Genomic DNA, 17,241 nt, shown 5'->3' with positions numbered 1-17,241 from the left:
GGCGGGTCATTCCGATGCGGGCGGCAGGTACTCCATGCCGATTTCCTCGTAGAGGCGATAGATCAGATCGAGCAACGCGCGCAGGTCTTCCGATTCGTCGAGCGCCCGCGTGCTCATGATGATCGGCGAGACGAGCTTGGGGTCGTCCAGTTCCACATAGGTCACGTCGTCGCGCTTCAGGCCATAGACGCTGCTCGGCACCACGGCGATGCCCTCGCCCATCGCCACGAGTCCCAGCGCGATCTGCAGCTCGCGCGTTTCCTGAATCCGCCGCGGCCGTAACGCGCGGTCGTGGAAAGCGGCCAGCACCTGGTCGGCGAAACTCGGCCGCGGCGCCTTCGGGAAAATGATCAGCGTGTCGTCGAGCAGATCGTGCAGCGCCAGCTGCGTACGGCCCAACGACAACGGATGCCCCTGCGGCAGCGCCACGATCATGCGCTCCTCGCGCAGTACGACACGTCGCACAGCGGGGTCGTCGTGACGTATGCGGCCGAAGCCGACGTCGATGCGGCCCTCCTTCAGCGCCTTGATCTGGTCCATCGTGGACATCTCGTGCAGCGTGAGTTCGATATCCGCATGCGCGGTGCGAAACCGCCGGATGATGCGCGGCAGCATGCCGTACAGCGTGGAGCCGACGAAACCGATGGACATCGTGCGCTCGATATTGCCCACCCGCCGCGTCATCGCCTCGAGTTCGGCGGTCTGCGCGAGCAGCTGCATCGCCTGCGTGTAGAAGTAGCGCCCCGTGTCCGTCAGCTTCAGCGGCCGCGCGTTGCGCTCGAACAGCAGCACGCCGAGCGATTCCTCCAGTTGCTGGATCTGCCGCGATAACGGCGGCTGGGCGATGTGCAGCCTTTCCGCCGCGCGGGTGAAGTTGCGTTCCTCTGCCACAGCCACGAAGTAACGCAAATGTCTCAGTTCCATCTTCATACCTTTCTGGTATCGCCCGGATACTCATTCAGTCTTGGACGGGCCGAATACGCGTCAACTATGCTCCCCAACACGTCGCACGGCAAGCCTGAGATAGGGTTAATACCCAGCAAGCATAAAGTGACCGACCGTTCGAACCCACTAGAGAGACATATCGGAGCGAGACATGACGCACGCTGACATCCAGACGCTGGTCAGGCAATTTCTGGTCGACACGGCCACCCAGGGCAACCCGAACCCGCGCGTCCAGCAGGTCGTGGTGCGGCTGACGACGGACCTGTTCCAGGCCATCGAAGACCTCGACCTGACCCCGAGCGAAGTCTGGAAAGGCATCGAATATCTGAGCGAAGCCGGCGCGACGCAGGAGCTTGGCCTGCTGGCCGCGGGCCTCGGCCTGGAACGCTTTCTCGATATCCGCGCCGATGAAGCCGAGGCACGCGCCGGCCTGACGGGTGCCACCCCGCGCACCATCGAAGGCCCGTTGTATGTCGCGGGCGCGCCCCAGTCCACGGGCTTTGCGCGCCTCGACGACGGCACCGAATCCGCGCAGGGCGAAGTGCTCTTTATGCAGGGCACCGTGTACGACACCGCGGGCAAGCCGCTGCCTGGCGCGAAGGTCGAGGTCTGGCATGCGAACCTGCTCGGCAACTATTCGTTCTTCGACAAGACGCAGTCGGCGTTCAACCTGCGCCGCACAATCGTCACGGATGCGCTGGGCCGCTACGGCTTCCGCAGCAATATGCCGATGGGCTATGGCTGCCCGCCGCAAGGGACCACGCAGCGCCTGCTCGACCTGCTGGGCCGCCATGGCCGGCGGCCCGCGCATATCCACTTCTTCGTCTCGGCGCCCGGCCATCGCAAGCTGACGACGCAGATCAATATCGATGGCGACGCGCACCTGTGGGACGACTTCGCGTTTGCCAGCCGCGACGGACTCGTGCCGCCGATCCGGCGCATCGACGACCCCGCGCAGCTCGACAGGCTTCAGTTGAGCAAGCCGTTCGCGTCGATCGATTTCGACTTCCGGTTGTTGCGCGATGCGGCCGAGGCGCCCGCCGCGGAAGTCGAGCGCATTCGCGCCGCCGCATAAGCATCCCGCATAAGCATCCCGCATAAGCACCCCGCATAAGCACCCTCGCAAGTACGCCCAGCAGGAGACAACCATGATCCCGATCCATCTGGATACCGGGGCGGGCCCCGCTCGTCCTCAAACGCCGCCACACAGCGTGGAGAGCCTAGATCGCTTCCTCGTCGAGGACAAGGCCACCGGCGACTATCGGCTGCATCGCGCGGCCTTCACCGACGAAGCGCTGTTCGAACTCGAGATGAAACATATCTTCGAGGGCAACTGGATCTATCTGGCGCACGAGAGCCAGATTCCGAACAACAACGACTACTACACCACGCACATCGGCCGCCAGCCGATCGTGATCGCACGCAACCGCCAGGGCGAGCTCAACGCATTCATCAATGCGTGCAGCCATCGCGGCGCGATGCTGTGCCGGCACAAGCGCGGCAACAAGGCCACCTATACGTGCCCGTTCCACGGCTGGACCTTCAACAACAGCGGCAAGCTGCTGAAGGTGAAGGACCCCGACCAGGCCGGCTATCCCGAATGCTTCAACAAGGAAGGTTCGCACGACCTCAAGAAGGTGGCGAAGTTTGCCAACTATCGCGGCTTCCTGTTCGGCAGCCTCAATGCAGACGTGCTGCCGATCGAGCAGTTCCTCGGCGATGCCGCGCGCATCATCGACATGATCGTCGATCAGTCCGCCGATGGCCTCGAAGTGCTGCGCGGTTCGTCCACGTATACGTTCGCGGGCAACTGGAAGCTGCAGGCCGAGAACGGCGCCGACGGCTATCACGTGTCCGCCGTGCACTGGAACTATGCGGCCACCACCAGCCAGCGCAAGCAGCAGAACGAGCGCGAGGACAAGATCCGCGCGATGGACGCCGGCAACTGGGGCAAGCAAGGCGGCGGCTTCTATGCGTTCGACCATGGCCATATGCTGCTGTGGTCGCGCTGGGCGAATCCCGAGGATCGTCCCAACTTCGCGCGACGCGACGAGTTCGCCGAACGCTGCGGTGCCGCGACCGCGGACTGGATGATCCAGAACTCGCGCAATCTCTGCCTGTATCCCAACGTCTACCTCATGGACCAGTTCGGCTCGCAGATCCGGCTGCTGCGTCCGCTGTCCGTCGATCGCACCGAGGTGACCATCTACTGCATTGCGCCGAAGGGCGAGTCCGACGAGGCGCGCGCGCGCCGCATTCGCCAGTACGAGGACTTCTTCAACGTCAGCGGCATGGCGACCCCGGACGATCTGGAGGAGTTTCGCGCCTGCCAGCAGGGTTATGCAGGACAGGCGCTGCCGTGGAACGATATGTGCCGCGGGGCCACGCACTGGATCGAGGGCGCCGACGACGCCGCGAAGCAGATCGGGCTCCATCCCGTGATGAGCGGACTGCGGACGGAGGACGAAGGCCTCTATACGATCCAGCATCGCTACTGGCTCGAGACGATGAAACGGGCGGTGGGAGACGCAGCATGAGCGCCGCCGCCATCCAGATCCACGACGTATCGGCGTTCCTCTACCGCGAATCGCGCCTGCTCGACGACGAGCAATGGGACGACTGGCTGACCTGCTACCACCCCGAAGCACGCTTCTGGATGCCCTGCTGGGACGATGACGGGCAGCTCGTGACCGATCCCGAGCGCGAGATCTCGCTGATCTTTTATCCGAACCGGCAGGGTCTCGAGGACCGCGTGTTCCGCATCAAGACCGAGCGCTCGAGCGCGACGATTCCCGATACGCGCACGAGCCACAACCTCAGCAATATCGAGATCGAGAAGATCGATGGACAGACCGCCACGGTGCGCTTCAACTGGCACACGCTGGCGCACCGCTACCAGACCAACTTCAGCTACTTCGGCATGTCGCGCTACGTGATCGATTTCTCGGGAGAGACCCCGCGCATCCTGGACAAGTACGTCGTACTCAAGAACGACTACATCCACCAGGTCATCGATATCTATCACATCTGATACCAACGATGGGGACAGCCATGGCACATACCATTGCTCTGCAGTTCGAAGACGGCGTGACGCGCTTTATCTCCTGCGCCGAGAACGAAACGCTGGCCGATGCCGCATATCGCCAGAAGATCAATATCCCGCTCGACTGCCGCGACGGCGCGTGCGGGACCTGTCGCGGGCTCTGCGAGTCCGGCCGCTACGACCTGCCCGAGTCGAGCTATATCGAGGATGCCCTTACAGCCGAGGAGGCCGCGCAGGGCTACGTGCTGTCGTGCCAGACGCGGCCGCGCTCCGATTGCGTGATTCGCGTGCCCGCATCGTCCACCGCATGCAAGACCGGCGTGTCCCGATACGAAGGCGCGATTGCCGATGTGGCGGCGCTCTCGGACTCGACGATCGGCTTCGCGATCGACCTCGACGACCCTTCCGCGCTGAGCTTTCTGCCGGGCCAGTATGTCAACGTGGAGATTCCGGGCAGCGGGCTGACGCGCGCCTACTCGTTCAGCTCCGCGCCCGGGGCCTCGCGCGCGGCATTCGTGGTACGCAACGTGCCGCAGGGGCGGATGAGCGGCTACCTGTCCGCGCAGGCGCAGCCGGGACAGCGCATGACGTTCTCGGGGCCCTATGGCAGCTTCTATCTGCGCCCCGCCACGCGACCGGTGCTGTTCCTCGCGGGCGGCACGGGCATCGCGCCATTTCTCTCGATGCTCGGCGTCCTGTCCGCGCAAGGAAGCGAGCATCCGGTGCGCATGGTCTACGGCGTGACGCACGACATCGACCTCGTCGCGACCGATCGCCTCGATGCCGCGGCGCAGGCCGTCGGCGGCTTCAGCTATCGCACCTGCGTGGCCGATGCGGGCAGCGGCCACGCGCGCAAGGGCTATGTGACCGCGCATATCGAGCCCGAGTGGCTCAACGATGGCGACGTCGATATCTACCTGTGCGGCCCGGTCGCGATGGTGGAGGCAGTACGCGCGTGGTTGCAGGATTCGGGGATCACGCCGGCCAATTTCTACTACGAGAAGTTCTCGGCGAGCGCGGAGGCATGATGGCGAATACGCTTCCTGATGCGGGCCGACTCGCGGGTCAACGTGCGGGCCAACGTGCGGGCCGACTCGCGGGCAGATTCGCGGGCCGGACGATGATCGTCACGGGCGCGGCACAGGGGATCGGCCGCGGCGTGGCCCGTCGCGCGGCGACCGAGGGGGCGACCGTGGTACTGGTGGACCGGTCCACGCTCGTGGACGAGGTGACCGCCGAGATTGCATCGGCGGGCGGCATGGCCATCTCCGTCCACGCGGACCTCGAGACGTTTGCCGGCGCACAGCGCATGGTGGCGGCCGCGCAGGAGGCATTCGGCGCGGTCCATATCCTCGTCAACAACGTCGGGGGAACGATCTGGGCCAAGCCCTACGAGCATTACGCCGAAGACGAAATCGAGGCCGAGATCCGGCGTTCGCTGTTCCCGACGCTATGGGGCTGCCGCGCGGTCCTGCCCGGCATGGTGGCACGGCGTTCCGGCGTAATCGTCAACGTGTCCTCGATTGCCACGCGCAGCATTCATCGCGTACCGTATGCCGCGGCCAAGGGCGGCGTCAATGCGCTGACGGCGAGCCTTGCGTTCGAGCATGCGGAGGACGGCATTCGCGTGAATGCGGTCGCGACGGGCGGCACCGAGGCGCCGCCCCGCCGGATTCCGCGTAACGAACAACGCCAGAGCGCGCAGGAAGCCGGATGGTACGAGGCGATCGTCGCGCAGACGAAGGCCACGAGCCTGATGCATCGCTATGGGTCGATCGCGGAGCAGGTCGGCGTGATCCTGTTCCTTGCCTCCGACGAGGCGTCCTATATGACCGGGACGGTCGTGCCCGTCGGCGGCGGCGATCTGGGCTAGCCAATCACGCCGCCACCTTCTTGCGCGCGGCCCGCGCGATGCTCTCCGCGAACAGCGGCGTCTCGCGGCGATTATGGTCGCCCGATGCCGCCTGGCGGTCGCGCGCGGCCTGCTCGAACGTGAGGCCATTCTTCTCGACGAACGCAAGGAAGTCGTCCGTCGGGTGCGACGTCACGCTGTTCGTGTACTCGGTCCTGCCGTCGGGCAGGCCCTTGGCGCTCAGTTCCCAGATGACCTGCACTTTCGTGCGGCCATGCGGCGTGAAGACGTCCGAGATCGAGACCATCTTGCAGTACTGCGGGTCCGTGACTTCGCCCACGTAGTGCTGCACCACGAGACCCGTGCCGATCATCTCGACGTTGATCGACATGCGCCGGCCATCATCGGTCCACGTTGCGCCGGCCGCGATGTGGTCGGGAGGCGCGCAGCGCTGATACTCGGCATCGGGCAGCGCGAACAGCCATTGCGCGATATCGACTTGCTTCACATCCACGTCGATGATGTGGCTGAATGCGCTTTGCGAGAGGATGAGGTCTTTGCGTACGGTGGTCATGGCATGCTCCAGTGAGTGAGAGAACGTGATCTAGTCTCCTGCATCGGTATCTCGCGTACCTTCGTGGACATCCAGGCGATTTAGTCTTCGCCGCCGATCGTGAGAATGATCTTGCCGACGTTGGCGGACGATTCCATGCGGCGATGCGCGTCCGCCGCGCGCGATAGCGGAAACGTGCTGTCGACGATCGGCAGCAGGCCCGCATCCGTATCGAACCGGGTGAGCCAGTGTTCACGGAAGCGTTGCGTCATCGCGTGCTTCTCGGCCTGTGTGCGGGACTTCATGACCGTGCCGATGATCTGCAGATGGCGGTAGAGGATGTCTTCCAGCCTGATGCCGACCTCCCCGCCGCCCCCGAGCAGTCCAACCTGAACGAGGCGGCCGCCATGGGCCAGCGACGCGATGTTCTTCGCGAAGTACGGCGCGCCGATAAAGTCGATGACGGCGTCCACGCCGCGCTTGCCGGTCTTCTCCGCGATGACCGCCGCGAAATCCTCGTTGCGATAGTCGATGACATGATCGGCACCGAACTGCACGACGCGGTCGTGCTTGGCCGCATCCGCGGTCGCAAACACCGTCGCGCCCGTTGCGCGGGCCAGCTGGATGGCGGCGGAACCGACACCGCTCGCACCCGCATGCACGAGTACGGCGCCGCCCCGCGTCAGGCGGCCGAGATGGAGCAGCGCTTCATGGGCGGTCACGAAGACCTCGGGAATGGCCGCTGCGTGGACATCGTCGAGGCCGGCCGGAATGGGCATGGCCATGCGCCAGTCGATGCGCGCGATTTCCGCATAGGCACCGCCGCCGACCACGCCCATCACGCGGTCTCCCTCGCGGTAGCCCTGCGCCTCGGCACCGACCGCGATGACCTCGCCGGCGATCTCCAGGCCCATGAGGGCCGAGTCGCCGAAGTCCGCGCGGCCGTAGCCACCCTTGCGGTGGGTCAGGTCGGCGCGGTTGACGCCCGCCGCGTGGACGCGCACGAGCAGGTCGCTCGGGCGCAGTTCCGGTACGGGCGCATCGCCCAGTTGCAGCACATCGGCATCGCCGAACGAGGGGAAGAGAATGGCTTTCATTGCGGGTGGCATGGCAAACGTGAATGACATGCCCCGAATGGTAGTGCCGCACCGCCTGAAAACCATGATGCAAAAATGCATCACTGCACAGGAAAAGTGCAGGTATCTGGCAATGCCCTCCGCCGCTTACAATCGGGCGTCGAAGGCTTCGGTGATCTTGTCGATCATTGCGCGAATGCGGGCGGTGTGCCGCAGGTCCTGGTGGGTGACCAGCCAGACCTCGTAGTGGGGGTTCCGCTCGCGTCCGGGCCAGATGCGCACGAGCCCGTCGCGCTCGGCCAGCGGCACGGGCACCTCGCCGATCGCGCGGCCCATGCGGATCAGCGCGCGCAGCATCAGGCTCGAGTTGACGGCCGCCGCGAGGCGTCCGTGCTCGGTCGGCAGTCCCACCAGCGTTTGCTGGAGGCTTGCCGTCGGATGCGACTGGAACACGACGAGGTCGTGCCCCGCAAACCCGTCGCCGGGCGTGGGCTCGCCGCGTTCGGCCAGATAGGCGGGCGAGGCGTAGAGCCCGACCGGCCAGCGCGCTAGACGGCGTGCGATCAGGTCGGGGTTGTCGGGCTTGCGGTTGCGGATGGCGATATCGGCCTCGCGGCGCGCGAGGTTCAACATCTGGGTCGAGGTGTTGAGCCGCACCTCCACGTTCGGATGTTCCGCATGCAGGCGCGAGATGGCCGGGATCACGAACTCGAGCGCCAGCGTATCGGTCGTCGTGACCTTGACCTCGCCGGCGAGCCGGGTATCGGCGCCCTGTGCCTGCCTGACGAGTTCGTTGGCCGACTTCTCCATCTTCTCCGCCGAGCGCAGCACGTTCTCGCCAGCCGGCGTCAGCACGTAGCCTTCCGAGGTGCGCAGGAACAGCGTGGCGCCCAGCGCGTGTTCGAGCGCCGCGAGGCGGCGCCCCACGGTGGCCTGATCCACGCCGGCCACGCGCGCCGCGCTACGCAGCGTTCCCTCGCGCTGGAGCGCCAGAAAGATTCGAGTGTCGTCCCAGTTCACTGCCGACCCATGACGTTGAAGTTTCCGCCAATGGTACAGCCTCGGCCGTGACGGGGGTCAGGTCCAGATAGCGGCGACTGGCTTCGATGAATGCATGGAGGATGGACATCGGCATACGCATGCGGGCTGTTTGACATTGAGATGCATGGTATCGGCTCGCCGCCGGAAAGTCCCTTGCACATTGGCGCAGCGCGCATCGGGCGAATCGCCTAGCGACATCACACCTTGGCATGATCCGGCACATGCGTGCGGCGTCTCGGCGCCATGCGCTGCCTGCCTTTTCGTATCCGCACGCAGGCCCGGGATCCACGTGCGCGCGAGCGGCAGCCACGGGAAACCGCGCGACCTGTCGGAATTTGCGATCAGGAAAGATCGAGCGCGAACGACAGGTGCGCGGCGATGCTGGCCAGCACGGCCAGCAGCCCCAGCGTGTCCAGCAGCGCGTCGAGCATGGCAACCTCCATCATCGTCAGTGAGACAGTCGCGGTCCGTAGACCTTGATGAAGAACATCAGCGTGATCAGGCTCGTGGCGATCAGCGTGACGACGCGCACCGCTGCCGCCGGCGCGCGCCTGCCGAGACGCGCGCCGCCATAGCCGCCGATGGCCGCGCCGACCAGCATGGACAGCGTCTCGGGCCACTGCACCGCCTGCGCCGCGATAAACGCGGCCACCGCCACCGTGTTGGCTGCGCTGACGAGCAGCGTGCGCGGCGCGTTCAGATGCTTGATCTCGCGGCTCTCCAGCAGGCCCCACATCGCCATCATCATGATGCCCACAGCCCCGCCGAAATAGCCGCCATAGATGCCCAGCGCAAACTGGATGGACAGCACCGCATGCCGATGGATGCGCACACGGGCCCGCAGCGCTTCGCCGATCTTCCGGCCGAACGCGAGCGCGACCGAGGCGACCAGCAGCAGCCAGGGCAGCACGAACGTGAACGCGACCGACGAGGTATGCAGCAGCAGCAATGCGCCCAGCATGCCCCCGCACAGCGTGACGACCAGCAAGGCGCGCAGGGAGACCGATCCCACCGGACCCAGTCCGTCGCGATAGGCCCACGCGCTGGCGAGGCCGCCCGGATAAAGCGCGACGGTGCTCGAAGCATTCGCCTGAACCGGGGGGACGCCCGCCGCGATCAGCGCGGGCAGCGTCACGAACGAGCCGCCACCGGCCAGCGCATTCATCGCGCCACCCAGCATTCCCGCCGCAAATACCAAGACAATCGGTGCCATGGGACGCATGCTAGTCAGGTAGCCACCGTTTCACAATCTGGCAATTCCCGTGCTAGCCTTCGGACATTCCGAAACCACATGACATGACCGATGCGCTTCGATCTGACCGATATGCGGCTGTTCCTGACGGTCGTGGAGACTGGAAGCATCACGCGGGGCGCGCGGGCCATGCATCTGGCCCTCGCATCGGCCAGCGAGCGCATTGCGGGCATGGAGGCGGCACTGGGCACGCCGCTGCTCGATCGCAACCGGCGCGGCGTCAGTACGACGGCCGCGGGCGATGCGCTCGTCCGGCATGCGCGCGAGATACTGGGCCGGGTCGAGCAGATGCGCGGGGAGTTGCGCACGTTTGCCACCGGGCTCAAAGGTCGTATCCGCCTGCTGGCAAACACCGCGGCGCTCGGCGTATTCCTGCCGCCGCGGTTATGCCGCTTCCTGACGGAGAACCCCGATCTTTCGGTCGATATCGAGGAACGCACGAGTGTCGATATCGTGCGCGCACTGGCCGATCGGCGCGGCGACCTGGGTATCGTGGCCGATACGGCCGACCTCGGCGCGCTGCAGACGCATGTGGTCGCGCGTGACCAACTGGTGGTAATGACGAGCCGCGCCCACCCGATGGCGTCGCTAGACAGCGTGGCGTTTGCCGACGTGCTCGATCAGCCGATCGTCGGCATGGCCGATAGCGCGCTCGAGACCTATCTGGGCGAACGCGCGTCGCGCCTCGGGGGGCAATTCAACTTCCGCGTGCAGCTTCGCACGGTGCACGATGTCGCCATGCACGTGGAAGCGGGCATCGGCGTGTCGCTCCTCTCCGAAGCCCTCGCGCGGTCGGTCACCCGCGACGTGGCCATTCTTCCGTTATCGGAATCCTGGGGCGCACGCCGCCTGATTCTTTGCGCGCGGGACTTCTCGAAACTGTCGCCGCATGCCATGCTACTGGCGCGAGAGCTGATGGCGCCGACCGTCTGAGGGCTTGCGGATCGTGCGATGTGCGCGTCACCGTCGGTGATTCGTCACCGCTTCCAGGCACATTCCATCAGAACTTCGGGCGACCGGGCGGTTCGGGTCATGGTTGCCGGGCGCCGCGAAGAACTGGATGCCATAGCGCTCGCTGTATTGATCGGGCACCTTCTCGAGGCCGCGCATATGCACGGGCTGGCCGTCGTCGGAAAAGTCGCCGGGCAGCGCGATGTTGGCGGTATCAGGGCAGCGCCATGCCGAACTGCACGAACGGATGGTACGTGTTCGCGTTCATGATCAACGCGTAAATCGGCCCGTTCCTGACCAGCACGCCCGCGTCGCCGGCCTGGAACAGCGCGACATCGCCGGACGGGTCCGCGGCGTTGAAGGCCTGCAGGGCGCCGAGGTTGACCTTGCCCGGCGTGGGCTGCGCATAGTCGAGCGTGAACGACGGCGTCGTGGCGGTCGTGGCCGCGCCGGCCTGCGTGCCGCCCGTGCCGCTGAACAGGCTGGCCACGTACGTGGCCGCGGGTGCGCGCGTGCCCGTCCCTTCCACGCAGTTGCCCATATCGGGAAGGAAGTAGGTGCCGTTGTAGGTGCCGGGGAGGTCGGGATGATCGACGGTGGCGTCGAATACGCCGGTCGATACCGCCGGCGCGCCGCTCGAACCGTCGTAGGTCACCTTTCCACAGAGGGCCGCGGACGTGACGCCAACGAATGTTCCATCGAATGCGTTCGGCTGCAACGCCGTGGCGGGCGCGAGCAGCGACAGCCCGACCTGGGCGTCGGCGATCGTGTTGAGGAGGTCGCTGGCCTGGGCGGGAATGAACGAGTAGCCGATGCGGACGATCACCGGAATGCGCTGGGTGCCGACCTTGCCGACGATCATGATGCCGTGTGCCTGCGTCGGCGACAGCAGGACGATCGGCTGCGCGATGCCGACCGACGCGTAGGGCGACCCGGACGACCTCGAGCGGCTGATGAACACGTTGTCCTGCGTCAGGTCCGCATTCTGGCGGCGCGTCCACGGCGTACCCGTCGTGCTGCACGAGTACCCGGTGCCCTCCGCCGTGCAGCTACCGTCCGCATTGAGCGTTTCGGTCCAGTTCGCGGGTTCGGGCCCCCAGCCCTGCGGGCGCGCGGTCTGGTAGCTCGTGCCCGTTGGCGACATATACATGCCGACCTCGTGGTAGCGGCCCGCTACCTGCGACAGGTCCGTTTCCGTCTGGGCAAACCCGATGAACGGGAAGCTGTCGAACGTGCGTCCCGGCACCGCGCCGAGGTTACCGAGCAATGCCACGCCGTCGTACTGGATCGTCGCGCCGGGCGTACCGCCGGTCACGGCGTCGAAGCCCGCGAACAGCATCGGCGGGTTGGCCGGATTGATCGTGACCGCATAGCTGGCGTCGGCGGTCTGGCCGTCCTGCAGCACGAATGCACAGCGGTTCTGTTCGGCGGTCGGCAATGTCGTCGGATGCGTGAAGCTGCCTTCGATCGTCAGGCCCGTGCGCGTCTGGTTGACCTGGCCGGCAGCCTTCGGCACCGCGGACGCGACGAACGTCATGCGATACCGCCGCGTCGTCGTATCGAAGCCGATCTTGATGTATTCGCCGCCGGAGGAGGCACCGGTGAACGTGGTGCCGTAGTCGAGCGATGCGGCGCACAACGGTGTAACCGGTGTCTCCGGCGTGACGGGATCAGTGGCCGGCGGCACGGGATTCGTGGCGGGCGGCGGTGTCGTGGCCACCGGCGCCGCCTGTGCCGGCGGATCGTCGCTTCCGCAACCGCTCAAGGCGGCCAGCAGCGGCAGTGCCAGCAAGATGCCACGCGTGGACGTGGCAAGACCCGGATGTGTCCATCCCGTTTTTTTCATTTTTGATTTCCCCGGTACCCCAAATCGAACAATCCGCGGCTCGCTCTGATGATTTGTCTGGCGAGTCTTGCGCGACTATAGCATTGCCGTGGTCTACCGCAGCAGCATCCACGCGCCAATGGCGAGTGCGATCCACATGCCCACGACCAGTGCAATGCCCCAATAGCTCGTCGGTCTGGCGCGTTGTGCATCGAGCCATGCTTCCGCCTGCAAGCGGGAAGCGGCGAGCACCTCCGCGGGGATCAGGCGGATGGCCAGCCAGATGAGTCCCGGCAGCAGCAACACATCGTCGAGATAGCCGAGCACCGGAATGAAGTCGGGGACGAGGTCGATCGGGCTCAGCGCGTAGGCCACCACGACCATGCACAGGGCCTTCGTCAGGAACGGCGTGTCCGGATGCCGGCAGGCGAAATATAGCGTCACGCCGTCGCGCTTGATGCGTCGCGCCCATTGGCGGAGATCGTCGGTCAGCGGCATGGATCCGGGTGGTGAGATTGGGTGAAGAGCCGGCGTGGAGAGACGCGTCATTGTAGACAGGGAATCCGGCTCGGCTAGAATGCCCGCATGACGCAAATCATTGTCTTCCACTGCTGAGTCGCGTGCGCCCTGATGTCGGGGTGCTTCAGGCGATTGCCCTGGGTGCCGGGCTTCGGTCCGGCTGACCGACTGCACCCGCGTTCGCGATGAACGCCGCGGTGCTTATGGAAGATTTGCGTCATGCACTCACCTACCCTTCTCGTCAGCGGTATCTCGGGCCAGCTCGCCCAGCTTGTCATGGCGTCCTTGCTCGGACATCCCTCTCTCGTCGGCACCACGCGTGCGCCCGAACGGCATCGACATCTGGCCTCGCATGGCGTCGATGTCCGGTACGCGGACTTCGACCAGCCAGCATCGACGACCCACGCATTCGAGGGCGCCGACCGGTTGCTGCTCGTCAGCACCGGCGCCGAACACTGCGGACCGCGCCGCGTGGCGCAGCACCGTCACGCGATTTCGGCGGCGGGCGAGGCTGGCGTCGAGCGTCTGGTCTACACGTCGCTATTGAACGCCGACACGTCCCCGCTCGGCCCCATCGCCAGCGATCACGCGGCGACCGAAGCGATGCTGCGCGAAAGCGGCCTCCGTCACGTCGTGTTGCGCAACGCGTTCTACATGGACATGCTGTTGATGTCGCTGCAACGAGCGATCGCCACGGGCGAATGGATCTCGGCCGCAGGCCAGGGCCGAATCGCATACGTGACGCGCGAGAACTGCGCCATGGCGGCGGCCGCCGCGCTGCGTTCAGACGTGGGGCAGGACATGACGCACCATCGGCGCGTGGACATCACGGGTCCGGACGCGCTGAGCGGCGAGGACGTAGTCGCGATTGCCAACGCGGTACTGGGGACCCGGATCCGGTTCGTCCCGGTGACAAAGGAGGAAGCCGCAAGCCGGTTATCCGCAAGCGGCATGCCGCCTCCCATGGCGGCGCTGCTGGCTTATATCGACACGTGCGTGGCGCAGGGCGCGATGGCGCCCGCGAGCGACGATTACCTGCAGCTGACAGGCGAGCGCGCAACGTCCGTGGAGGCGTTTCTGATCGCGCATCGCGACACGTTGCTCAACGCAGCATCAACCTGACGGTCTCGGCAGCCGCACGCGCGACCGCGACAAGCCTGGCCTCGCCCATGCCCTCGCGTGCGCCTGCCGACAACCCCGACATCACGAGCGCCACATAATCGGTGACGGCACCGGCCTGCTTTGAATGTGTCGTCGCGATATAGCGCCGCACCTGCGCGCGCCTGGCTTCCGCGACTCGCCTCGCCAGCGTGGCGCTTTCGCTGTCGTCGTTGCCGCGTGCCGATTCGAGCACCAGACAGCCGCGGCGGCCCGGGTCCCGCGAGTAGCGCCGTGCCGCGCGCTCGAGCAGGTCGGCGATCGCTTCGGCGGGCTCTCGGCCGGGACGCAGGACATCGGCCAGCACGAGCTCCGTGCGCGCATAGCGTTCGAGCACGCGCTCGAAGAACGTGGCCTTGCTGCCAAAGGCCGTGTAGAAGCTCGGCGGCTTGATGCCGAGCGCCTCCGTCAGTGCGCTCAACCCCACGGCGTCGTAGCCTGCGGCATGGAACAGGCGCTGCCCTTCGGCCAATGCCGCATCCGGATCGAAGCTGCGGGGACGACCGCGGGCCGGCTTCTCGGTTAATAGTTTAGTGCTCACTATAGAAATCTCTTGCGACCGTATGCAACGAAATATATAGTGATCGCTACATTAATTCAAGGACACCGCCATGGAAGCACGCAACATGGAAATCGGAATGATCGGCCTCGGCGCGATGGGCCAGGCCATGGCACGCAATCTCGTGCGAGCCGGCCATCGCGTCAAGGCGTGGAACCGGTCGGGGGGATCGATCGACGGCGTGACGATGGTCGCGTCGCCCGAAGAAGCGTTTCAGGGCGATGCGGTGCTGACCATGCTGTCCGACGACGACGTCATCCGCTCCGTGCTGCTGGACTCCGCCGTGCTGAGCCGCGCCCGGCCCGGCGTCGTCCATATCGTCATGGCCACGATCTCGGTGAGCTTTGCGCGCGAGCTCGTCGCGCAACACGCGGCGAACGGCGTGGCCTATATCTCCGCCCCGGTACTGGGCCGCCCCGACGTGGCCGCGGCCGGCGAACTCAACGTGCTGGCCGCCGGCGCGCCGCAAGCCATGGAGAAGGTCCGCCCGCTATTCGATGCGATCAGCAAGCGCGTATGGGACATGGGCGCCGAACCGCCCACTGCTAACGCGGCCAAGGTGGCCTGCAACATGATGATCGCGATGGCCATCGAAGCGATGGCCGAGGCGGTCGTGCTGACGGAATCGAACGGCCTGCCCCGCGCGCAGTTCTTCGACCTGATCCTGAACACGCTGTTCGGCAGCCGTTCGTATCAGGTGTACTCGGCCAATATCGCGGGCAACCACTACGACCCGGGCTTCAAGGCTTCCCTTGGCCTCAAAGACCTGCGCCTGGCCTCGGAAGCCGCGGCAGACACGGGTCGCACGCTACCGATGCTGGCCGCCGTCCACGACCGCATGGCGGAAACCGTGGCGGCCGGCATGGGGTCCCGAGACTGGTCGGCCATGGCGGACTTGACGATCGGGACCCGCTGATGTCCCGCTGATGTCACGGATATCGCCGTCAAATCCCCGCGTACCACTCGTACCCGCGGTCTTCCCAGTAGCCGCCGCGTCCGCCCCATAGCGCGTCGAACGACGACACGACCTCGATGCGCATCAGGTACTTGGCCTGCTTGTAGCCGAGCTGGCGCTCCACGCGCAGGCGCAGCGGCGCGCCGTGGGCGACGGGCAGGTTCTTGCCGTTCATCGCATAGGCGAGGATCGTTTGCGGATGGTAGGCGTCGAGCAGGTCGATGCTTTCGTAGTAGCGCCCGCTGCCGTCGAGCGAGGCTTCCAGTTCGTCGGCGCAATGGAACACCACGTAGCGCGCGCCCGGTTTCAGCCGCGCGAGGTCGAGGACGCGGCCGAGCGCCACGCCCTGCCACTGGCCGATCGCGCTCCAGCCTTCCACGCAGTCGTGCCGCGTGATCTGCGTGCGAGACGGCAGCCGCTTCAGGTCCGCGAGCGTCAGGCTCAGCGGCTGCTGGACCAGCCCTTCCACCTTGAGCCGCCAGTCGGCAAACCCGTTCTCGCTCAGGCGGAGGTATTCGTCGGAATCGGGCGCCTGCGTGCCATTGGCGCGAAAGACGGGCGACAGGTCCGCGAGGCGGTACTCGGGGGCGAGCTTCTGCCCGGACAGCAGCAGCCGCTGGCTGGCCTCGGTCAGTTTCTCGGTATTGCGCAGCACCGCCCCGAACGATTCGCTCTGCGTCATGCGATCGCACCCGGCAAGGATGCCGGACCCGGCGGTCGCGATCAGGCCCGCCAGCATGCGGCGGCGTTTGAGGTCGACTGTCATTGATCGTCCTTCGCGCGTTCGATGGCATAGCGCCCGGTCAGCATCGATCGCATGTTGTTCCAGAAACCCGAGAGCACGACCATCAGCACATGCACGACCACGAACAGCACGAGCGACGACGCCGTAAGGAAATGCAGCGTGCGAGCCGAGGGCCGGCCGCCGAACAGGTCGGGCAGGAACGGGAACGCCGCGTCGAGGCCCGGCGACATCGTCAGTCCGGTCAGGACCATCAGCGGAATGAGCACCAGCGCGACGACGAGGTACGTCATCTTCTGCAGCGCGTTGTAGCGCCGCGCCTCCTCACCCTTCGGAAAGCGAAGGCGCGCGTGATCCCGCACCTCGTGCCAGAGATGCCGCGGCTTCAGCTGATCGGCGTCCGGCAGCAGATCGCGCCGGATATGGCCGCGCCACAGTCCGTGCAGCAGGTAGACGAGTCCATTGAAGACCAGCAGCCACGCAAACAGGAAATGCCAGTTCCTGCCGGCGCCGAGGTCGTGGTACGAAGGAATCGTGAGCCACCCCGGAAAGGCGGACGCGGCAATCAACGCATGGTCCGCGTCCGCACCGAACTTGCCCCAGTAGAGCCGCGGGTGCGCATTGAAGATCTGGAGGCCGCTCATCAGCAGGATGGCGAGGCAAAGCACGTTTGCCCAGTGGGTGATGCGCACGATCACGGAGTGCCGTGCGACGAATCGATGATTGCTGTTCATGCGGGATGCCTCAAAAGGCCAAGGGTGGCCGGCTGG

General features: G+C 65.9%; 17 protein-coding genes and 1 pseudogene. 8 read left to right on the top strand and 10 right to left on the bottom strand.

Annotated features, from left to right (window positions below):
- Positions 1 to 6: 6 nt before the first annotated feature.
- Entirely contained in the window at positions 7 to 924 is a 918-nt protein-coding gene (locus tag AAHB16_RS13970; RefSeq protein ID WP_150374759.1) for a LysR family transcriptional regulator, read from the bottom strand.
- A 172-nt stretch (positions 925 to 1,096) separates the two neighbouring features.
- Between AAHB16_RS13970 and catA the strand changes: the two genes are divergently transcribed.
- The 5 genes and pseudogenes from catA to AAHB16_RS13945 form a co-directional block, all read left to right on the top strand.
- The gene (catA, locus tag AAHB16_RS13965; RefSeq protein WP_342051155.1) at positions 1,097 to 2,020 is read left to right on the top strand and encodes a catechol 1,2-dioxygenase; all 924 of its coding nucleotides are present in this window, start codon (positions 1,097 to 1,099) and stop codon (positions 2,018 to 2,020) included.
- Between the two features lie 73 nt (positions 2,021 to 2,093).
- Positions 2,094 to 3,482, top strand: coding sequence for a benzoate 1,2-dioxygenase large subunit (gene benA / locus AAHB16_RS13960; RefSeq protein ID WP_150374761.1), 1,389 nt, complete (start codon positions 2,094 to 2,096; stop codon positions 3,480 to 3,482).
- Positions 3,479 to 3,976 (top strand): benzoate 1,2-dioxygenase small subunit, encoded by a 498-nt coding sequence (benB, locus tag AAHB16_RS13955; protein WP_342051154.1) that lies wholly within the window; start codon positions 3,479 to 3,481, stop codon positions 3,974 to 3,976. The genes benA and benB overlap by 4 nt, the downstream gene beginning before the upstream one ends.
- Positions 3,977 to 3,996: 20 nt before the next feature.
- A complete protein-coding gene (benC, locus tag AAHB16_RS13950; protein WP_342051153.1) occupies positions 3,997 to 5,016 on the top strand; it encodes a benzoate 1,2-dioxygenase electron transfer component BenC in 1,020 nt (339 codons plus the stop codon).
- Positions 5,017 to 5,084: 68 nt separating this feature from the next.
- Positions 5,085 to 5,861 (top strand): annotated as a pseudogene (locus AAHB16_RS13945) (1,6-dihydroxycyclohexa-2,4-diene-1-carboxylate dehydrogenase); the annotation flags it as partial.
- Positions 5,862 to 5,865: 4 nt separating this feature from the next.
- On the opposite strand, the gene AAHB16_RS13940 reads toward AAHB16_RS13945, so the two are convergent.
- The 4 genes from AAHB16_RS13940 to AAHB16_RS13925 all read right to left on the bottom strand — a co-directional run bounded on the left by AAHB16_RS13940 (position 5,866) and on the right by AAHB16_RS13925 (position 9,723).
- On the bottom strand, positions 5,866 to 6,414 hold the full coding sequence (locus AAHB16_RS13940; protein WP_342051152.1) for a hypothetical protein: 549 nt from the start codon (positions 6,412 to 6,414) through the stop codon (positions 5,866 to 5,868).
- 80 nt (positions 6,415 to 6,494) lie between these two features.
- A complete protein-coding gene (locus AAHB16_RS13935) occupies positions 6,495 to 7,490 on the bottom strand; it encodes an NAD(P)H-quinone oxidoreductase (protein ID WP_342051151.1) in 996 nt (331 codons plus the stop codon).
- Between the two features lie 126 nt (positions 7,491 to 7,616).
- Positions 7,617 to 8,489 (bottom strand): LysR family transcriptional regulator, encoded by an 873-nt coding sequence (locus AAHB16_RS13930; RefSeq protein WP_150374766.1) that lies wholly within the window; start codon positions 8,487 to 8,489, stop codon positions 7,617 to 7,619.
- A 469-nt stretch (positions 8,490 to 8,958) separates the two neighbouring features.
- Positions 8,959 to 9,723, bottom strand: coding sequence for a sulfite exporter TauE/SafE family protein (locus tag AAHB16_RS13925; protein ID WP_342051150.1), 765 nt, complete (start codon positions 9,721 to 9,723; stop codon positions 8,959 to 8,961).
- A gap of 90 nt (positions 9,724 to 9,813) precedes the next feature.
- On the opposite strand from AAHB16_RS13925, the gene AAHB16_RS13920 reads away from it, so the two are divergent.
- Positions 9,814 to 10,695 (top strand): LysR family transcriptional regulator, encoded by an 882-nt coding sequence (locus tag AAHB16_RS13920; RefSeq protein ID WP_342051149.1) that lies wholly within the window; start codon positions 9,814 to 9,816, stop codon positions 10,693 to 10,695.
- Between the two features lie 232 nt (positions 10,696 to 10,927).
- Here the strand turns inward: AAHB16_RS13920 and AAHB16_RS13915 are convergent, their stop codons facing one another.
- Together AAHB16_RS13915 and AAHB16_RS13910 are read right to left on the bottom strand one after the other, a co-directional pair.
- Positions 10,928 to 12,559, bottom strand: a complete 1,632-nt coding sequence (locus tag AAHB16_RS13915; RefSeq protein WP_342051148.1) for a DUF2957 domain-containing protein — start codon at positions 12,557 to 12,559, stop codon at positions 10,928 to 10,930.
- 93 nt (positions 12,560 to 12,652) lie between these two features.
- On the bottom strand, positions 12,653 to 13,036 hold the full coding sequence (locus AAHB16_RS13910; RefSeq protein ID WP_150374770.1) for a YkvA family protein: 384 nt from the start codon (positions 13,034 to 13,036) through the stop codon (positions 12,653 to 12,655).
- A gap of 240 nt (positions 13,037 to 13,276) precedes the next feature.
- On the opposite strand from AAHB16_RS13910, the gene AAHB16_RS13905 reads away from it, so the two are divergent.
- Positions 13,277 to 14,179 (top strand): NAD(P)H-binding protein, encoded by a 903-nt coding sequence (locus AAHB16_RS13905; RefSeq protein WP_342051147.1) that lies wholly within the window; start codon positions 13,277 to 13,279, stop codon positions 14,177 to 14,179.
- On the opposite strand, the gene AAHB16_RS13900 is transcribed toward AAHB16_RS13905, so the two are convergent.
- Positions 14,160 to 14,756 (bottom strand): TetR/AcrR family transcriptional regulator, encoded by a 597-nt coding sequence (locus AAHB16_RS13900; RefSeq protein WP_150374772.1) that lies wholly within the window; start codon positions 14,754 to 14,756, stop codon positions 14,160 to 14,162. The two genes, AAHB16_RS13905 and AAHB16_RS13900, sit on opposite strands and share 20 nt — an antisense overlap.
- Before the next feature lie 85 nt (positions 14,757 to 14,841).
- Here AAHB16_RS13900 and AAHB16_RS13895 point away from each other — a divergent pair, with 85 nt between their 5' ends.
- A complete protein-coding gene (locus AAHB16_RS13895; RefSeq protein ID WP_150377317.1) occupies positions 14,842 to 15,690 on the top strand; it encodes an NAD(P)-dependent oxidoreductase in 849 nt (282 codons plus the stop codon).
- A gap of 28 nt (positions 15,691 to 15,718) precedes the next feature.
- Here AAHB16_RS13895 and AAHB16_RS13890 read toward each other — a convergent pair whose 3' ends face one another.
- Complete coding sequence (locus tag AAHB16_RS13890; protein ID WP_150374773.1) at positions 15,719 to 16,495, bottom strand: molybdopterin-binding protein; 777 nt, start codon at positions 16,493 to 16,495, stop codon at positions 15,719 to 15,721.
- A complete protein-coding gene (locus AAHB16_RS13885) occupies positions 16,492 to 17,205 on the bottom strand; it encodes a cytochrome b/b6 domain-containing protein (protein WP_150374774.1) in 714 nt (237 codons plus the stop codon). Before AAHB16_RS13885 ends, AAHB16_RS13890 begins: the two co-directional genes overlap by 4 nt.
- Positions 17,206 to 17,241: the final 36 nt, after the last annotated feature.

The organism is Cupriavidus sp. OTU4054 (assembly GCF_038440175.1).
Classification (GTDB): Bacteria; Pseudomonadota; Gammaproteobacteria; order Burkholderiales; family Burkholderiaceae; genus Cupriavidus; species Cupriavidus pauculus_D.
The sequence above is the reverse complement of the archived record's forward strand: the minus strand, read 5'-3'. Positions and strand labels throughout refer to the sequence as shown.